We start from the raw sequence: 17,446 nt of genomic DNA on the forward strand, positions 1-17,446 counted from the left end.
TGCGTCACCTGGGTTGACCTTTCGAGCCGCCGGACGTGTCCGCCGCGGCGATCGTGCCGCGCACGTTGCCGTAGAGCTCGATGACCCGGGTGACGTTGTTGTACTTCATGCCGTCGGTCGCGTTGACGAGCGACAGGCCGCGCTGAAGTTTAACCGGCTTTTCGGTCTGGATCACATCGTCATTGACGAAGATCCGGAAATGCTGGGAATCGGCCTGCATCTGCGGATCGCCGCCGCCGGCCGCGCGCAGGATGCGCGCATCGTCGTACAAATCGACGATCGACACGTCGCCGTTGACGGTGCCGCGCTTCGCGGTGGTCGTCACGACCGGCTTGCCGGGCTGGAACGCGCGCATGGCCGGATCGGTCAGGTCGCTGCCTTCGGTGTCTTCGTAATGGACCAGCTTCGCGGCCGTCAGCCGGTACTGGGTCGTGCCGGTCTGGTCGAGCTCGGTGACCGAGAAGTTGTCGGCGAAATAGTCGGGCGTATGGCGCTTCGGCTGCACGGCGCCCTCGCCGGGCGGCGGCAGCGTGGCCTGCAGCAGCCACCACGTGACGCCCGCGAGCGCGGCGACCGCGACGAGCGGCAGCATCTGGGTCCAGCGGAAATGCGTGCTCATCGGTCAGGCTCCGCAGGCGGCGGCGAGCAGCGCGTCGTAGCGGCGCTGCGCGCGCAGGATCGCATCGCAGACCTCGCGCACGGCGCCGTGGCCGCCGCGGGCCTCGGCGACCCAGTGCGCGCGGGCGATCACCTCGGGGTGCGCGTTCGCGGGGGCCGTCGCGAAGCCGCAGCGCAGCATCACCGGCAGGTCGGGCCAGTCGTCGCCCATGTAGCCGCAGGCGTCGGCCGTCAGGCCGAGCGACGCGATCAGGTCGGCGAACACGGTGAGCTTGTTCTCGACGCCCTGGAACAGGTGCGCGATCTTCATTTCCTTCGCGCGCGCCGCGACGATGTCCGAGCGGCGGCCCGTGATGATCGCGGTCGCGATGCCGGCTTCGCCGAGCAGCTTCACGCCATGGCCGTCGAGCGAATTGAACGACTTCATCGCGTCGCCGGCCGCGGTAAACAGCAGGCCGCCGTCGGTCAGCACGCCGTCGACGTCGAAAATCATCAGCTTCACGCGGCTCGCGCGTTCGGCCGCAGTCAGCGCTGCGCTCATCAGATCACCTTCTTCGAAAACAGGTCGTGCATGTTCAGCGCGCCGATCAGCGCACCGTCGGCATCGACGACCAGCATCTGGTTGATCCGGTGGCGCTCCATCAGTTCCACGGCCTCGACGGCCAGGTGATCCGGCGCGATCGTGCGCGGGTCGCGCGTCATGACTTCGGTGATCGGCAGCGTGCGGAAATCGCCGTCGCGGGCGAGCACGCGGCGCAGGTCGCCGTCCGTGAAGATGCCGGCGACCTTGCCGTCGGCGTCGACCACGGCCGTCATGCCGAGGCGCTTCGCGGTGATCTGGAACAGCGCGTCCGACAGCGTCGCGTTCAGCCCGACGGACGGGACGTCGTCGCCCGAGCGCATCACGTCGCGCACGTAGGTGAGCAGGCGCCGGCCGAGCGCGCCGCCCGGATGCGAGCGCGCGAAATCTTCCGAGCCGAAGCCGCGCGCGTCGAGCACGGCGACGGCGAGCGCGTCGCCGAGCGCGAGCGCCGCGGTCGTGCTCGCGGTGGGCGCGAGGTTCAGCGGGCACGCTTCCTTCGACACCGCGGCGTTCAGGTTCACGTCGGCGAGCGTGCCGAGGCTCGACCCCGCGCGGCCCGTGATCGCGATCAGCTTCGCGCCGATCCGCTTCACGAGCGGCAGGATCGCGACGAGTTCTTCCGACTCGCCGGAATAGGAGATGCCGATGAAGACGTCGTCGGAGGTGACCATCCCGAGGTCGCCGTGGCTGGCCTCGGCGGGGTGGACGAAGAAGGCCGGCGTACCGGTGCTGGCCAGCGTGGCTGCGATCTTGCGGGCGATATGCCCCGATTTGCCGATCCCGGAGACCACGACGCGGCCGCGGCAGCCGAGCAGCAGCGCCACGGCCTGGACGAAGCCGCCGTCGAGCTGGTCGCGCAACGCGCGCACGGCGTCCGCCTCGATGTCGAGCACGTCGCGGGCGAGCGCGAGCGCCCGATCATCATTGATTTTCGCTATCATGCGCGGAGTATAGCAAAGGCGTTTGTTCGCCGCGCCGCGCCTTCGGACTCGTCCGAGGTCGCCTGTCCACCGCCACCACCCGCGCCCGCATTGCCGTGGCCCCGACGAACGAGGACGCTTCGCCTGTGATTTCCCCGCTCGAAATGACCCTGCTGCTGCTGCTGGCCTCGGTGGTGGGCGTCGTCGTATTCCGCTCGTTGAACCTGCCGCCGATGCTCGGCTATCTGACCGTCGGCATCCTGGTCGGCCCGCACGCCTTCGGCGTCGCGGCGGATCTCGAACGGGCCGAGCACCTCGCGGAATTCGGCGTGGTGTTCCTGATGTTTTCGATCGGCCTCGAATTCTCGCTCGCGAAGCTGAGGGCGATGCAGCGGCTCGTGTTCGGACTCGGCCTCTTGCAGGTCGTCGCGACCCTCGTGCTCGCGCTCGTGCTCGGCGCGCTGTTCGAGCGCTGGGTGCACATCACGTGGCAGGGCAGTATCGCGCTCGGCGGCGCGCTCGCGATGTCGTCGACGGCGATCGTGTCGAAGATGCTCGCCGAGCGGCTCGAGATCGAGACCGAGCACGGCCGCAACATCTTCGGCGTGCTGCTGTTCCAGGATCTCGCGGTGGTGCCGCTGTTGATCGTGATCGCCGCGTTCGGCGCCGAGTCGTCGAAGGATCTCGCGCTCACGCTCGGCTTCGCGGCGGTCAAGATCGTGATCGCGCTCGCGCTGCTGCTCGTGATCGGCCAGCGCTTCATGACGCGCTGGCTCAACGTCGTCGCGCGGCGCCGCTCGCAGGAGCTGTTCGTGCTGAACCTGCTGCTCGTCACGCTCGGCGCCGCGTTCATCACCGACCGCTTCGGGCTGTCGCTCGCGCTCGGCGCGTTCATCGCCGGGATGCTCATTTCCGAGACGCCGTTCCGCCATCAGGTGGAGGAGGACATCAAGCCGTTCCGCGACGTGCTGCTCGGCCTGTTCTTCGTGACGACGGGGATGCTGCTCGATCCGCGCGTGATCTGGGAGCATCCGCTGATCGTGCTCGGCTTCTTCGTCGGGCAGATCCTGTTCAAGGCGACGATGATCGCCGGGCTCGCGCGGCTGTTCGGCGCGACGCCGGGCGTCGCGATGCGCACGGGCATCGGCCTCGCGCAGGCCGGCGAATTCGGCTTCGTGCTGCTGAACCTGATCCTCGACCGGCATCTCGTCGATTCGACGCTGCTGCAGGCGATCCTCGCGTCGATGCTGCTGTCGATGCTCGCCGCGCCGTTCCTGATCCAGAACGCCGACCGCATCGTGATGCGGCTGTCGTCGACCGAATGGATGCAGCAGTCGCTGCAGATGACGCGGATCGCGACGCAAAGCCTGAAGCAGCGCGGCCACGTGATCATCTGCGGCTACGGCCGCGCGGGCCAGAACCTCGCGCGCATGCTCGAACAGGAAGGCATTTCGTACGTCGCGCTCGACCTCGACCCCGATCGCGTGAGCGCGGCGGCGACCGCCGGCGAATCGGTGGTGTTCGGCGACGCGGCGCGCCGCGAGTCGCTGCTCGCGGCCGGTATCCACCGGGCGGCGGCCGTCGCGATCACCTACGCGAACACGCCGTCCGCGCTGCGCGTGCTGCACCACGTGCACGAGCTCGAACCGACGCTGCCCGCGATCGTGCGTACCGTGGACGATGCCGACCTGGAGAAACTGCTCGCGGCCGGCGCGACCGAGGTGATTCCGGAGATCGTCGAGGGCAGCCTGATGCTGGCGTCGCATACGCTGGTGCTGGTCGGCGTGCCGATGCGCAAGGTCGTGCGGCGCGTCGAGGAGATGCGCGACGAGCGTTACAGCCTGCTGCGCGGCTATTTCCGCGGCGCCGACGACGCGGACGACGACGATCACGAGCAGGTGCGGCTACAATCGGTGCCGGTCGATGCGCGCGCGGACGCGGTCGGGCGTTCGCTGGAAGAACTCGGGCTGTACGCGCTCGGGCTGGAAGTCACGGCGATCCGCCGGCACGGCATCCGCGGCGTCGAACCCGATCCGCAGACCAAGCTGCGCGCGAGCGACATCGTGGTGCTGCGCGGGCTGCCCGAGGCGCTCGCGCTCGCGGAGGAGCGGTTGTCGCGCCATCGGCGCGACCCGCCGGCCGCGGCCGCGTGAGCCACGACTCACAACCTGACCCGTATTGATCAGAAACGGTGCCCGATCTTCGCGCACCGTTTTTTTCGGAGAGTTTCATGCCGCATTCGTCGTCGGGCGCACCGCTCGATCCGGTCGCCTTCATCCATAGCCAGATCCGCACGGTGCCGGACTGGCCGCAGCCGGGCGTGCAGTTCCGCGACATCACGACGCTGCTGCAGAGCCCGAAGGCGCTGCGCATCCTCGTCGACCTGTTCGTCGAACGCTATGTCGACGCGAAGCTCGACTACGTCGCGGGCCTCGACGCGCGCGGCTTCATCATCGCGCCGATCGTCGCGTACGAGCTGAGCGTCGGCTTCGTGCCGATCCGCAAGGTCGGCAAGCTGCCGTACAAGACCCGTTCGGAATCGTACGACCTCGAATACGGCAGCGCGACGGTCGAGATCCACGAAGATGCGTGCCGCCCCGGCGACCGCGTGATCATCATGGACGACCTGATCGCGACCGGCGGCACGATGATGGCGGGGCGCAACCTGCTGCAGCGGCTCGGCGCGGTGGTCGTCGAGGGCGCGGCGATCATCGACCTGCCCGATCTCGGCGGCTCGGCGCTGCTGCGCAACGCCGGACTGCCGGTCTACACCGTTACCGAATTCTCCGGCCACTGAACGCCGGTCCCCCGGGGCGGGCCGCCCCGGCTTGCGTTGATTCACGCCTGGTTCACATTCCGCAGCGAGGTCACGATGCCCAACTTCATGCTGTTTCTCGCCACGTCGATCGCGATCACGTTCGCGCCGGGTCCCGACAACCTGCAGGTGCTCGTCCGCGGCATCTCGCAGGGTCGCGCGGCCGGCTTCGTCGCCGCGCTCGGCTTCACGGCGGGGATCCTGTTCCACACGACGCTCGCGGCGCTCGGCGTCGCGGCCGTGCTGCGTTCGTCGCCGGTCGCGTTCCAGATCCTGAAGCTCGCGGGCGCCGCGTACCTCGTGTGGATCGGCATCAAGGCGCTGCGCAGCCAGGGCCTCGCGAACGCGCATGCGCGGCCGCCGCAGCCGCTCGGCACGATCTTCCGGCAGAGCGTGATCGGCAACCTGATGAACCCGAAGGTCACGCTGTTCTTCGTCGTGTTCCTGCCGCAGTTCGTCGATCCGCACGGCGCGCAGAGCGTGACGCTGCAGATGTTCGAGCTCGGCGCGCTGTTCATGCTGCAGACGGCCGCGGTCTTCTCGCTGTTCGGCGTCGGCGCGGGCATGATCGGCACGTGGCTGAAGCGCCGCCCGAAGGCCGGCGTGTGGCTCGACCGGATCGCCGGCGCGACGTTCATCGCGATCGGCATTCGCGTCGCGCTGAAGGATTGATGACGATGACGTTTCCGTGCATCGCGGCCGCGCGCCGCTTCGATCCGGCCGCGCACCTGCGTTTCGAGATCGCCGGCCAGGCGGTCGGCTGGGTGCGCCGCCAGGACGTCGCGAAGCTCGCGCGCTGGCCCGACGTGTTCGAGCTGACCGGCGAGCGCGTCGTGCTGTCGGCGCGCTACGATTCGGTCGACGCGCGCAGCATGGCGCTGGCCAGCGCGATCGGCGCGCTCGCCGCCGAAGGCGCGATTCCCGGCTGGCGCGACGAGATCTACGCGATCCGCAACCGCTTCGACGATCCGCCGCTCGCGTACATCGAGCGCGCCGCGTCGCGCTTCTTCGGCACGCAGACCTATGCGGTGCACGTGAACGGCATCGTAGAATACGCGGTTACGCCGGGCGAGCCGCCCGCCGCGGCCGCGCCGAAGATGTGGCTCGGCCGCCGCAGCGCGACCAAGGCCACCGACCCCGGCATGCTCGACAACGTCGTCGCGGGCGGGATCGGCTGGGGGCTGGGCGTTCACGAGACGCTCGCGAAGGAATGCTGGGAAGAAGCCGGCATTCCGGCCGACCTGGCGGCGCGCGCGATCGCGGGCCGCACGGTGCAGGTGCTGAATTCGCTGCCGGAAGGCACGCAATCCGAACTGATCTTCGTGTACGACCTGCCGCTGCCGCACGACTTCGCGCCACGCAACCAGGACGGCGAAGTGGCCGAGCACCTGCTGGCCGGCGTGCCCGAGGTGATCGGCTGGTTGCGCGAAGGCCGCGCGACGATGGATGCGAGCCTCGCGACGCTCGATACGCTGCTGCGCCACCGCTGGATTGCGGCGGCCGACGCGGCCGGCATCGACGCGCTGTTCGTCCCGGCGGCGTGACGCGCGCCGAGCGCGCAGCCGCGCGGCGCGAACGGGCAATTTGACGAATACGGAAACAATGGGAGTAGCGGTCATGCCGACCGATCACAGCTTTATCTTGAAACTGTCGTGCCCCGACCGGCACGGCATCGTCCATGCGGTCTCGGGCTTCCTGTTCGAGCGCAGCAACAACATCCTCGATTCCGCGCAGTTCGGCGACAGCCGCACCAGCGAGTTCTTCATGCGCGTGCACTTCGAGCAGGACGGCGGCGGCGTGGATGCCGCGTCGGCGCTCGACACGCTTCGCAAGGAATTCGCGCCGCTCGCCGAACAGTTCTCGATGCGCTGGGAGCTGCACGATGCGGCCGTGAAGCCGCGCGTCGTGATCATGGTGTCGAAGATCGGCCACTGCCTGAACGACCTGCTGTTCCGCTATCGCACGGGCCAGCTGCCGATCGAGATTCCGGCGATCGTGTCGAACCACAAGGAGTTCTACCAGCTCGCGGCGAGCTACAACATTCCGTTCCATCACTTCCCGCTGATCGGCGGTTCGTCCGATGCCGCGAAGGCCGCGCAGGAAGCGCGCGTGCTGGAAGTGATCGACGAGCACCAGGCCGATCTCGTCGTGCTCGCGCGCTACATGCAGATCCTGTCGCCGAATATGTGCGAGCAGCTCGCCGGGCGCGCGATCAACATCCACCATTCGTTCCTGCCGAGCTTCAAGGGCGCGAAGCCGTACTACCAGGCGTTCGACCGCGGCGTGAAGCTGATCGGCGCGACCGCGCACTACGTGACGACCGATCTCGACGAAGGCCCGATCATCGAGCAGGAAGTCGAACGTGTCGATCACAGCATGACGCCCGACCAGCTGACCGCGATCGGCCGCGACGTCGAGTGCGTGACGCTCGCGCGGGCGGTGAAGTGGCACGTCGAGCACCGGATCGTGCTGAACGGGACGAAGACGGTCGTGTTTCGCTGATCCGTCGGCCGCGAACGGCCGGCTCCACAAGCAAAAACGCCGCGCCCTTCACGGGGCGCGGCGTTTTTGCTTTCCGCTGGCTGGCGGGCGGTTTCAGATCAGCCGCAGCAGGTACAGCTCGCGTTTCAGGTACGCATAGAAGATCGGCGCGGCGATCACGCCCGGCAGCCCGAACGCGGCTTCCATGATCAGCATCGCGAGCAGCAGCTCCCACGCGCGCGACTCGATCTGACCGCCGATGATCTTCGCGTTCAGGAAGTATTCGAGCTTGTGGATGACCACGAGGAACGCGAGCGACGCGATCGCGGTGCCCATGCTGACCGACAGCGACACCGCGACGATCAGCGTGTTCGAGATCAGGTTGCCGATCACCGGCAGCAGGCCGACGATGAACGTGACGAGCACGAGCGTTTTCGACAGCGGCAGCCGCTGGTGGAAGATCGGCAGCGCGACGAGCAGATAGATGCCGGTGAATGCCGCGTTGATCGCCGAGATCTTGATCTGCGCGAACACGATGCGGCGGAACGCGTCGGAGAAGCGCGACACGCGCATGACGAGCGCGGTCGACAGCGGCCGGCGCACCTTGCCCTGCTCGACGCCGATCGCGATCATCGCGCCGATGATCATCCCGAACAGCACGTGGCCGAAGCCGCGCGCGACGCTCTTGCCGCTTTGCTGGAGCTGGTCCATGTGCGAGTGCATCAGCACGGCCGCCTTCGTCTTCATCTGTTCGACGTCGACGGGCAGCAGATTGGCGATCCACGCCGGCGTGCGTGCGCGGGTCTGCTCGACGATCTGCATCAGCTGGTCGAGCAGGCTCTGCAGGTTCGGCACCGTGTGCTCGAAATGCTCGATGATGCCGATCGTCAGGCCGGTGAGCGCGCCGACGATCGCGATCGACAACAGCACGACGGCGACCCAGCGCGCGCGCATGCTGGTGGTGTGACGTTCGATCACGGGTGCGATCGTGTGGATCAGCTGGTAGACGAGCAGGCCGGCGAGCATCCCGCCGAGCAGCCGGAGCTCGAGGACGAGCCACATCATGACGAGCGCGAAGAGATAGCTGCCGATCTCGAGTGCCGACAGCTTCGGCAGGCTCAAGTCGCTCGTCAGCCGCACGCTGCGCAGGTGCGGCTCGCGGTTCTGCGTGTCGCGCGACTCTTGTTGCTTCTCCATCGTGGATTCCTGTCGTCCGTGTATCGTGCCGCGCAGCGCGCGGCAGCGTGCGGGCCGCCCGGCGCCGCACCGGATTGGTGCGGATGGCGAACCTTACGACCGTAAAGTATAGCTGCCATTATGGTCCGCAAACGGGCCGTTTGGCGCGTGGTGTAAACGCAGAAGGGAAAACGAGGAGGCGCGCGGCCGGACGGCCGCGCGCGGGCAGGGTGGAGCGGCGTCAGCCGGCCGCGACTTTGCGGGTCGGACGCTTGAGCAGCGGCGCGAGGTACTTGCCGGTGAAGCTCGCCTTCGTCTTCGCGACCTGCTCGGGCGTGCCTTGCGCGATGATCTGGCCGCCGCCGGCGCCGCCCTCGGGGCCGAGGTCGATCACCCAGTCGGCCGTCTTGATCACGTCGAGGTTGTGCTCGATGATCACGACCGTGTTGCCCTGGTCGCGCAGCCGGTGGATCACTTCCAGCAGCAGCGCGATGTCGTGGAAGTGCAGGCCGGTGGTCGGCTCGTCGAGGATGTACAGCGTGCGGCCGGTGTCGCGCTTGGACAGCTCCAGCGACAGCTTCACGCGCTGCGCCTCGCCGCCCGACAGCGTCGTGGCCGACTGGCCGAGGCGGATGTAGCCGAGGCCGACGTCGAGCAGCGTCTTCAGCTTGCGTGCGATGACCGGCACCGCGCTGAAGAACTCGTACGCGTGCTCGACCGTCATGTCGAGCACTTCGCTGATGTTCTTGCCCTTGTACTGCACTTCGAGCGTTTCGCGGTTGTAGCGCTTGCCGTGGCACACGTCGCACGGCACGTAGACGTCCGGCAAAAAGTGCATCTCGACCTTCAGCACGCCGTCGCCCTGGCACGATTCGCAGCGGCCGCCCTTCACGTTGAACGAGAAGCGGCCCGGATCGTAGCCGCGCTCCTTCGACGTCGGGACGCCCGAGAACAGCTCGCGGATCGGCGTGAACAGACCCGTGTACGTGGCCGGGTTCGAGCGCGGCGTGCGGCCGATCGGCGACTGGTCGACGTTGATCACCTTGTCGAAGTGCTCGAGGCCCTCGATCGCCTCGTGCGGCGCCGGCTCGGCGGCCGAGCCGTACAGGTGGCGCGCGACCGCGTGATACAGCGTGTCGTTGATCAGCGTCGACTTGCCGGAGCCCGACACGCCGGTGATGCAGGTCAGGAGGCCGACCGGCAGTTCCAGATCGACGTGCTTCAGGTTGTTGCCGTGCGCGTCGACGATGCGCAGCATCCGCTCCGGATCGGGCGCGAGCCGCTCGTCGGGGTACTCGATCACGCGCTTGCCGAGCAGGTACTGGCCGGTCAGCGACTGCGGATTCGACTGCACCTGCTTCGGCGTGCCTTCGGCGACCACGACGCCGCCGTGCTCGCCCGCGCCGGGGCCCATGTCGACCACGTAGTCGGCCGTGCGGATCATGTCCTCGTCGTGCTCGACGACGATCACCGAGTTGCCGAGGTCGCGCAGGTGCTTGAGCGTCGCGATCAGGCGGTCGTTGTCGCGCTGGTGCAGGCCGATCGACGGCTCGTCGAGCACGTACATCACGCCCGTGAGCCCCGAGCCGATCTGCGACGCGAGCCGGATGCGCTGCGCCTCGCCGCCCGACAAGGTCTCGGCGCTGCGCTCGAGCGACAGGTAGTCGAGGCCGACGTTGTTCAGGAACGTCAGGCGCGCGACGATTTCCTTGATCACCTTGTCGGCGATCTCGCGCTTCGCGCCGTCGAGCGTCAGCCCGTCGAAGTAGCCGAGCGCGTCGCGCAGCGGCCAGCCGCTGATTTCATAGATGCCGCGCGCGTAGTCGCCGGTGCCGATCCGCACGTGGCGCGCCTCGCGGCGCAGGCGCGTGCCGTCGCACGACGGGCACGGCTGGTTGTTCTGGTACTTCGACAGCTCTTCGCGCACCGCGACCGAATCGGTCTCGCGGTAACGGCGCTCGAGGTTCGGGATGATCCCTTCGAACACGTGCTCGCGGATCGTCGTGCGGCCGCGCTCGTTGATGTACGAGAACGGAATCGTCTGCTTGCCCGAGCCGAACAACAGCACCTTGCGGATCTTTTCGGGGAGATCCTCGAATGCGGCGTCGATGTCGAACTCGTAGAACGCCGCGAGGCTCTGCAGCATCTGGAAGTAGAACTGGTTGCGGCGGTCCCAGCCCTTCACTGCGCCCGCGGCCAGCGACAGCGACGGGTGCGCGACGACCCGCTTCGGGTCGAAGAACGTGATCTGCCCGAGGCCGTCGCATTCCGGGCACGCGCCCATCGGGTTGTTGAACGAGAACAGGCGCGGCTCGAGCTCCTGCAGCGAGTACGAGCAGATCGGGCACGCGAACTTCGAGCTGAACAGGTGCTCGTGATCGGTATCCATCTCGAGCGCGATCGCGCGGCCGTCGGCCAGGCGCAGCGCGGTTTCGAACGATTCGGCGAGCCGCTGCTTCATGTCCGGGCGCACCTTCAGGCGATCGACGACGACGTCGATCGTGTGCTTGTCGTTCTTCTTCAGCTTTGGCAGCGACTCGACCTCGTAGATCTTCGCGACGCCTTCGTTCGCGGCGCCGCCGCCCGAGCGCACGCGAAAGCGCACGAAGCCCTGCGCCTGCATGTCCTCGAACAGCTCGGCGTGCTCGCCCTTGCGGTTCGCGACGACGGGCGCGAGGATCATCAGCTTGGTTTCCTCGGGCAGCGCGAGCGCCGCGTCGACCATCTGCGACACGCTCTGCGCCTCGAGCGGGATGTCGTGGTCGGGGCAGTACGGCGTGCCCACACGTGCGTATAAAAGTCGCAGGTAGTCGTGGATTTCCGTGACCGTGCCGACGGTCGAACGCGGGTTGTGGGACGTGGCCTTCTGCTCGATCGAGATCGCCGGCGACAGCCCCTCGATCAGGTCGACGTCGGGCTTCTCCATCAGCTGCAGGAACTGGCGGGCGTACGCGGACAGGCTTTCCACGTAGCGGCGCTGGCCTTCGGCATAAAGGGTGTCGAACGCGAGCGACGACTTGCCCGACCCGGACAACCCGGTAATCACGACCAGCTTGTGGCGCGGCAGGTCGAGATTGACGTTTTTCAGGTTGTGGGTGCGTGCCCCACGGATACGGATCTGTTCCATGAACCTGGCGAAAATGGAGGGAACCAAACCTGCTACTATAACGGCTTTTCGAGACCGTCGTTTACGGCCCCCAGCCTTTACAGCAGGTGGCAGCAAGGCGACACCTGCGCCGGGGAATGCGGTCGCGCCGCACGGTTCCGGGCGGCCCGCAGGCCGTCTGCATCCGGCCCCGACGCGTCGCCCGAAAGGCCGCCAGGCCGCCGGTCCTGATCTTCCGCCGCCCGCCGCCGGGCGGACATTCCGATCATTCGAAATTCATTCCCGATGTCCAATCCGTCTGCCACGTCTTCCCGCATGACTGCGCCCGAACTGCGCGCGACCACGTCGCTCGCGGCGATCTTCGCGTTGCGCATGCTCGGCCTGTTCATGATCATGCCGGTGTTCTCGGTCTACGCGAAAACCATCCCGGGCGGCGACAACGTGCTGCTCGTCGGGATCGCGCTCGGGGCCTACGGCGTCACGCAGTCGCTGTTCTATATCTTCTACGGGTGGGCGTCCGACAAGTTCGGCCGCAAGCCGGTGATCGCCACCGGCCTCGTGATCTTCGCGCTCGGCAGCTTCGTCGCCGCGTTCGCGCACGACATCACGTGGATCATCGTCGGCCGCGTGATCCAGGGGATGGGCGCCGTGTCGTCGGCGGTGCTCGCGTTCATCGCCGACCTGACTTCCGAGCAGAACCGCACGAAGGCGATGGCGATGGTCGGCGGGTCGATCGGCGTGTCGTTCGCGGTCGCGATCGTCGGCGCGCCGATCGTGTTCCACTGGGTCGGGATGAGCGGGCTGTTCGCGATCGTCGGCGTGCTGTCGATCCTCGCGATCGGCGTCGTGCTGTGGATCGTGCCCGATGCGGCGAAGCCCGTGCACGTGCCCGCGCCGTTCGCCGAGGTGCTGCACAACGTCGAGCTGCTGCGCCTGAACTTCGGCGTGCTGGTGCTGCATGCGACGCAGACGGCGCTGTTCCTCGTCGTGCCGCGCCTCTTGGTCGACGGCGGGCTGCCGGTCGCCGCGCACTGGAAGGTCTACCTGCCGGTGATGGGGCTCGCGTTCGTGATGATGGTGCCGGCGATCATCGTCGCGGAAAAACGGGGCAAGATGAAGCCGGTGCTGCTCGGCGGCATTCTGGCTATCCTGATCGGTCAATTGCTGCTGGGCAGCGCGCCGCATACCATCCTGATTGTGGCGGCGATTCTCTTCGTCTACTTCCTCGGGTTCAACATCCTGGAAGCGTCGCAGCCGTCGCTCGTGTCGAAGCTCGCGCCGGGTTCGCGCAAGGGCGCGGCCACGGGCGTCTACAACACCACGCAGTCGATCGGGCTCGCGCTCGGCGGCATCGTGGGCGGCTGGCTGCTGAAGCATGGGGGCGCGAACACGGTGTTCTACACGTGTTCGGGGCTCGTGGCCGCGTGGCTTATAATCGCGGCCAATATGAAGGCGCCGCCGCGCAAGGCCTGAACCTCACTCGGGCAGGCATCGGCAGCGCGCCGGCGTGCCCGGCGGGCCGTTCCGGCGACACACGCGGGCGGCCCGGCATCGAATTTACTGGAGAAACACATGGCATCCGTCAACAAGGTCATCCTCGTCGGCAATCTCGGCGCCGATCCTGAAGTCCGTTACCTGCCGAGCGGCGACGCGGTTGCGAACATCCGTCTCGCGACGACCGATCGCTACAAGGACAAGGCGAGCGGCGATTTCAAGGAAATGACCGAGTGGCATCGCGTCGCGTTCTTCGGCCGTCTGGCGGAAATCGTCAGCGAATACCTGAAGAAGGGTTCGTCGGTCTATATCGAAGGCCGCATCCGCACGCGCAAGTGGCAGGGCCAGGACGGCCAGGACCGTTACTCGACCGAAATCGTCGCCGAACAGATGCAGATGCTCGGCGGCCGCGGCGGTTCGGGCGGCGGCGGTGGCGGCGGTGACGAAGGCGGTTATGGCGGCGGCTACGGTGGTGGTGGCGGCGGTCGCGGCGAGCAGGCGGAGCGTGGCGGCGGCGGTCGTGCCGGCGGCGCGGCGCGTGGCGGTGCGGGTGGTGGCGGCCAGAGCCGTCCGAGCGCACCGGCAGGCGGCGGCTTCGACGAGATGGACGACGATATCCCGTTCTGATCGCCAGTCGCACCCTCGCATCACGATGGGCCCGAATATCCGAGTCAAGCCAGTCGCTTGGCCCGGGTTTTCGGGCCTTGTTTCGTTTACGTCGTTCCCGCCGGCCGCACGCCGGATGAACCGTGGCTGACGCACTCCCCGACCTCATCGCGCCCGATCTCGACGTCCTGTTCTGCGGGATCAATCCCGGCCTGCTCGCGGCCGCGACCGGCCATCACTTCGCGGGGAGAAACAACCGCTTCTGGCGCGTGCTCCATCTCGCGGGCTTCACGCCGACGGAAATTTCGCCGCTGGACGATCGCGAGATCCTCCGTTACGGCTGCGGGCTGACGGCCGTGGTGCCGCGGCCGACCGCGCGTGCCGATCAGCTTTCGCGCGCGGAATTCGCGGCCGCCAGCGCCGCGTTCCAGCAGAAAGTCGCGCAGCATGCGCCGCGCTTCGTCGCGTTTCTCGGCAAGGCGGCCTATTCGGCGCTGTCGGGGCAGCGCGAAGTCGCGTGGGGATTGCAGTCGGCCCGCATCGAGCATGCGCGGGTGTGGGTGCTGCCGAATCCCAGCGGGAGAAACCGCGCATTCGGGCTCGACGATCTGATCGATGCGTATCGCGAGCTTCATTCCGCGGCGATCACGGAGGGACACGATGCGACGCAGTAAGACGGCGGCTCCGTGGCCGGGCGCCATCGTGCCACGCGCATTCTTCAACCGCATGGCCACCGAGGTCGCGCCGCAACTGCTCAACAAGATCCTCGCGGCCGCGGACGGCCGGGCCGGCCGCATCGTCGAAGTGGAAGCGTATGCGGGCGCACTCGATCCGGCGGCGCACACCTATCGCGGCAAGACCCCGCGCAACGCGACGATGTTCGGGCCGCCCGGGCACTTCTACGTTTATTTCACGTACGGCATGCACTGGTGCTGCAACTGCGTGTGCGGCCCGGACGGCGCGGGAACGGGCGTGCTGATCCGGGCGCTGGAGCCGCTGCACGGACTCGAACAGATGCGTGCGGCGCGGCCGCCGCGCACGCGCGATCGCGACTTGTGCCGCGGGCCGGCCCGGCTGACGCAGGCGATGGGGATCGGCGGCGCGCAGGATGGCGTCGACCTGGCCGGCGCGCATCAAGGGTTCGCGATCGTCGACGACGGGCTGGCGCCGCCCGCCGATCTGGCGGGCGGGCCGCGCATCGGCATTCGCGTCGGCCAGGATCTCCCGTGGCGGTGGAGCGTGCCCGGCAACCGCTACGTATCGGGCGCGGTGCCGCGCGTGTGACGCGTGGCGCGCACTGTCGCGTCCAATTCGACCTGCGTCACGCGGTCGCCATGATTGACCCGCTAAGCTGGCCGTTTCGACGTTTCGAGCGAGGGGACACCATGCGGCGGGTCGTGTTCAACCAGAAGGGCGGCGTGGGCAAGTCGACGATCGTCTGCAACCTGGCGGCGATCAGCGCGAGCGAAGGATTGCGCACGCTCGTCATCGATCTCGATGCGCAGGCGAACTCGACGCGCTACCTGCTCGGCGACGCGGCGGCCGACGCGCAACCGGGCGTGGCCGGTTTCTTCGAAACCGCGCTGACCTTCAACTTCCGGCCGGTCGACGTCGCGTCGTTCATCCACGCGACCCCGTTCGACGGACTCGACGTGATGCCCGCGCATCCGGATCTCGACACGCTGCACGGCAAGCTCGAATCGCGCTACAAGATCTACAAGCTACGCGACGCGCTCAACGAGCTCGACACTTACGATGCGGTGTACATCGACACGCCGCCCGCGCTGAATTTCTATACGCGCTCGGCGCTGATCGCGGTCGAGCGCTGCCTGATCCCGTTCGACTGCGACGATTTCTCGCGCCGCGCGCTGTACACGCTGCTCGAGAACGTGAAGGAAATCCAGCAGGACCACAACGCGGCGCTCGAAGTCGAAGGGATCGTCATCAACCAGTTCCAGCCGCGCGCGAGCCTGCCGCAACGGCTGGTCGACGAACTCGTCGACGAAGGGCTGCCGGTGCTCGCGTCGCGGTTGTCCGCGTCGGTGAAGATCCGCGAATCGCATCAGCAGTCGACGCCGGTGATCCATCTCGAGCCGACCCACAAGCTCGCGCAGGAATTCCGCGCGCTGCATCGCGAACTGGCCGGCTGACCCCGCGCCCCACCGCATCGACCAAGGCCGCTTCGAGCGGCCTCGTTTTTATCGCGATCGTAATTCATCCGATCATTGAATTCGTCATTAATAATCCAGAAAACGATTTCATAATAAATCCCGAAAAAACGATTACATCGGCGACCACTCCATTTTTAATGAGGGGCGGTTTTCTAATAAACGGAATAATGGATTGGTAAATATTGCGCGACGTCACGATGCGCTATGCTGTAAAAAGGTAAAAAGGCATTGCGGGTCAGAGCGTGCGGGCATCCTGCCCGCGATGTCGGCACGCCGGGCTGCGGCGGCCGCTCTAAAGGGTAATAAGGGTTTATACCTATCATTAATGCCATTTAATTGACAATTAATCGCTCTAGAATGACTTCCTTCAACTGCTCGTGCTCAAACAGGTACGGGTCGTCAATAAGGAAGCGCTGTCGATCAAGCTTCCATTTTTCTTTACGTCGTCTCTCGCATTGCTAACAGGAGCGTGCCCGATGTCCGTATTTGCCCCCGAAAAACTCGTCGCCGATTATCAATCCGGTATCGCCGCCTGGTTCGCGATCGCCCGTCCGGCGATCCACGGTTTCGAGGCCGTCGTCGAACTCAACCTGCAAGCGGCCCGCACGGCGCTCGAGGAATACGAGGACAAGCTGAAGAACGCGTTCAACGGCAACAACCCGGCCGCGGGCTTCGCGCAGCAGGTCGCCGCGCCGCAGGAAGCGGCCGGCAAGGTCGTGTCGTATGGCCGCCATCTGTTCGACATCGCGGTATCGACGCAATCCGAATGGGCGAAGGTCGCGCAGGCCCAGTACGAACAGAACGACAAGCGCCTGAAGGACGTGCTCGGCGAACTGTCGAAGCACGCACCGGCCGGCTCGGCGCCGGTGGTGGCCGCGCTGAATTCGGCGTTGTCCGCGGCGACCGCCGCGGCCGACTCCGTGCGTGCAGCGACGGGGCAGGCGATCGAAGCGGCGCAGAGCGGTTTCGATGCAGTCAGCGAAACGGCCACGCGCGGTGCCAAGCAGACGGCTGCGGCCGCCCGCAAGGACGCCGCGGCTGCGCGCGAATCGGCTGCGTGATCTGAACGCGTGCTGAACGCGTGTCGCGCGCAGGCGCGACACGCTTGATCGGCGCCGGACGGCGCCGGCGCCGCGTGTGCCACGCGGGGGCCGGCGAGCGTCCGATGCGCCGCAAGACGCCCGTGCACGGTTGCCCGTGCGGCGGTGTGTCGTGCCGCCGGTGCGAACAGGCGCCGCCCGCCAACACGGCGCGCGACCGCGACCGCGATCGCACCGGTTGGCCCGACGCGCGCCGTCGCCCCGTGCCGGCGTCACAACGACGAACTGATTTCGATGCAGGAATTGAACATGACGGATGTAGTGATCGTATCGGCCGCGCGGACCGCGGTCGGCAAATTCGGCGGCTCGCTGGCGAAGGTTGCGGCGCCCGAACTGGGCGCGACGGTGATCCGCGCAGTGCTGGAGCGTGCGGGCG

General features: G+C 67.2%; 16 protein-coding genes and 1 pseudogene. 12 read left to right on the forward strand and 5 right to left on the reverse strand.

What is annotated here, in order from left to right; all coding sequences use genetic code 11:
* Positions 1-4: 4 nt before the first annotated feature.
* From lptC to kdsD, 3 genes are read right to left on the reverse strand one after another with little or no spacing between them, the layout of a single operon-like run.
* A complete protein-coding gene (gene lptC / locus H0X95_RS30430; RefSeq protein WP_006483145.1) occupies positions 5-619 on the reverse strand; it encodes an LPS export ABC transporter periplasmic protein LptC in 615 nt (204 codons plus the stop codon).
* Between the two features lie 3 nt (positions 620-622).
* Positions 623-1,159 (reverse strand): KdsC family phosphatase, encoded by a 537-nt coding sequence (locus H0X95_RS30435; protein ID WP_006483148.1) that lies wholly within the window; start codon positions 1,157-1,159, stop codon positions 623-625.
* Entirely contained in the window at positions 1,159-2,142 is a 984-nt protein-coding gene (gene kdsD, locus H0X95_RS30440; RefSeq protein WP_006483136.1) for an arabinose 5-phosphate isomerase KdsD, read from the reverse strand. Before kdsD ends, H0X95_RS30435 begins: the two co-directional genes overlap by 1 nt.
* Positions 2,143-2,267: 125 nt before the next feature.
* Between kdsD and H0X95_RS30445 the strand changes: the two genes are divergently transcribed.
* The 5 genes from H0X95_RS30445 (at position 2,268) to purU (ending at position 7,438) form a co-directional block, all read left to right on the forward strand.
* Complete coding sequence (locus tag H0X95_RS30445; RefSeq protein WP_006491635.1) at positions 2,268-4,274, forward strand: monovalent cation:proton antiporter family protein; 2,007 nt, start codon at positions 2,268-2,270, stop codon at positions 4,272-4,274.
* Positions 4,275-4,351: 77 nt separating this feature from the next.
* Entirely contained in the window at positions 4,352-4,918 is a 567-nt protein-coding gene (locus H0X95_RS30450) for an adenine phosphoribosyltransferase (protein ID WP_034178636.1), read from the forward strand.
* Positions 4,919-4,993: 75 nt separating this feature from the next.
* Positions 4,994-5,608, forward strand: a complete 615-nt coding sequence (locus H0X95_RS30455) for a LysE family translocator (RefSeq protein ID WP_059721052.1) — start codon at positions 4,994-4,996, stop codon at positions 5,606-5,608.
* 5 nt (positions 5,609-5,613) lie between these two features.
* Positions 5,614-6,480, forward strand: coding sequence for an NUDIX hydrolase (locus tag H0X95_RS30460; RefSeq protein WP_059721065.1), 867 nt, complete (start codon positions 5,614-5,616; stop codon positions 6,478-6,480).
* Between the two features lie 73 nt (positions 6,481-6,553).
* On the forward strand, positions 6,554-7,438 hold the full coding sequence (purU, locus tag H0X95_RS30465; protein ID WP_006483149.1) for a formyltetrahydrofolate deformylase: 885 nt from the start codon (positions 6,554-6,556) through the stop codon (positions 7,436-7,438).
* Between the two features lie 93 nt (positions 7,439-7,531).
* On the opposite strand, the gene H0X95_RS30470 is transcribed toward purU, so the two are convergent.
* The gene (locus tag H0X95_RS30470; protein WP_006483146.1) at positions 7,532-8,614 is read right to left on the reverse strand and encodes an AI-2E family transporter; all 1,083 of its coding nucleotides are present in this window, start codon (positions 8,612-8,614) and stop codon (positions 7,532-7,534) included.
* 220 nt (positions 8,615-8,834) lie between these two features.
* Positions 8,835-11,720: an excinuclease ABC subunit UvrA gene (gene uvrA / locus H0X95_RS30475; RefSeq protein ID WP_006483142.1), complete on the reverse strand. Its 2,886-nt coding sequence runs from the start codon at positions 11,718-11,720 to the stop codon at positions 8,835-8,837.
* Between the two features lie 264 nt (positions 11,721-11,984).
* On the opposite strand from uvrA, the gene H0X95_RS30480 reads away from it, so the two are divergent.
* The 7 genes and pseudogenes from H0X95_RS30480 to H0X95_RS36420 all read left to right on the forward strand — a co-directional run.
* Positions 11,985-13,172, forward strand: a complete 1,188-nt coding sequence (locus tag H0X95_RS30480; protein ID WP_006483141.1) for an MFS transporter — start codon at positions 11,985-11,987, stop codon at positions 13,170-13,172.
* A 99-nt stretch (positions 13,173-13,271) separates the two neighbouring features.
* Positions 13,272-13,820 (forward strand): single-stranded DNA-binding protein, encoded by a 549-nt coding sequence (locus tag H0X95_RS30485; protein WP_006499008.1) that lies wholly within the window; start codon positions 13,272-13,274, stop codon positions 13,818-13,820.
* A gap of 122 nt (positions 13,821-13,942) precedes the next feature.
* Entirely contained in the window at positions 13,943-14,473 is a 531-nt protein-coding gene (gene mug, locus H0X95_RS30490; protein WP_058901816.1) for a G/U mismatch-specific DNA glycosylase, read from the forward strand.
* Positions 14,460-15,083: a DNA-3-methyladenine glycosylase gene (locus tag H0X95_RS30495; protein ID WP_043206190.1), complete on the forward strand. Its 624-nt coding sequence runs from the start codon at positions 14,460-14,462 to the stop codon at positions 15,081-15,083. Before mug ends, H0X95_RS30495 begins: the two co-directional genes overlap by 14 nt.
* Positions 15,084-15,184: 101 nt before the next feature.
* Positions 15,185-15,949: a ParA family protein gene (locus H0X95_RS30500; RefSeq protein WP_034201359.1), complete on the forward strand. Its 765-nt coding sequence runs from the start codon at positions 15,185-15,187 to the stop codon at positions 15,947-15,949.
* A 497-nt stretch (positions 15,950-16,446) separates the two neighbouring features.
* Positions 16,447-17,031 (forward strand): TIGR01841 family phasin, encoded by a 585-nt coding sequence (phaP, locus tag H0X95_RS30505; RefSeq protein WP_059721050.1) that lies wholly within the window; start codon positions 16,447-16,449, stop codon positions 17,029-17,031.
* A 144-nt stretch (positions 17,032-17,175) separates the two neighbouring features.
* Positions 17,176-17,446: pseudogene (locus tag H0X95_RS36420) on the forward strand (acetyl-CoA C-acetyltransferase); the annotation flags it as partial.

The sequence above is a fragment of the Burkholderia sp. 9779_493 genome, from assembly GCF_015712215.1.
Lineage (GTDB): Bacteria > Pseudomonadota > Gammaproteobacteria > Burkholderiales > Burkholderiaceae > Burkholderia > Burkholderia cenocepacia.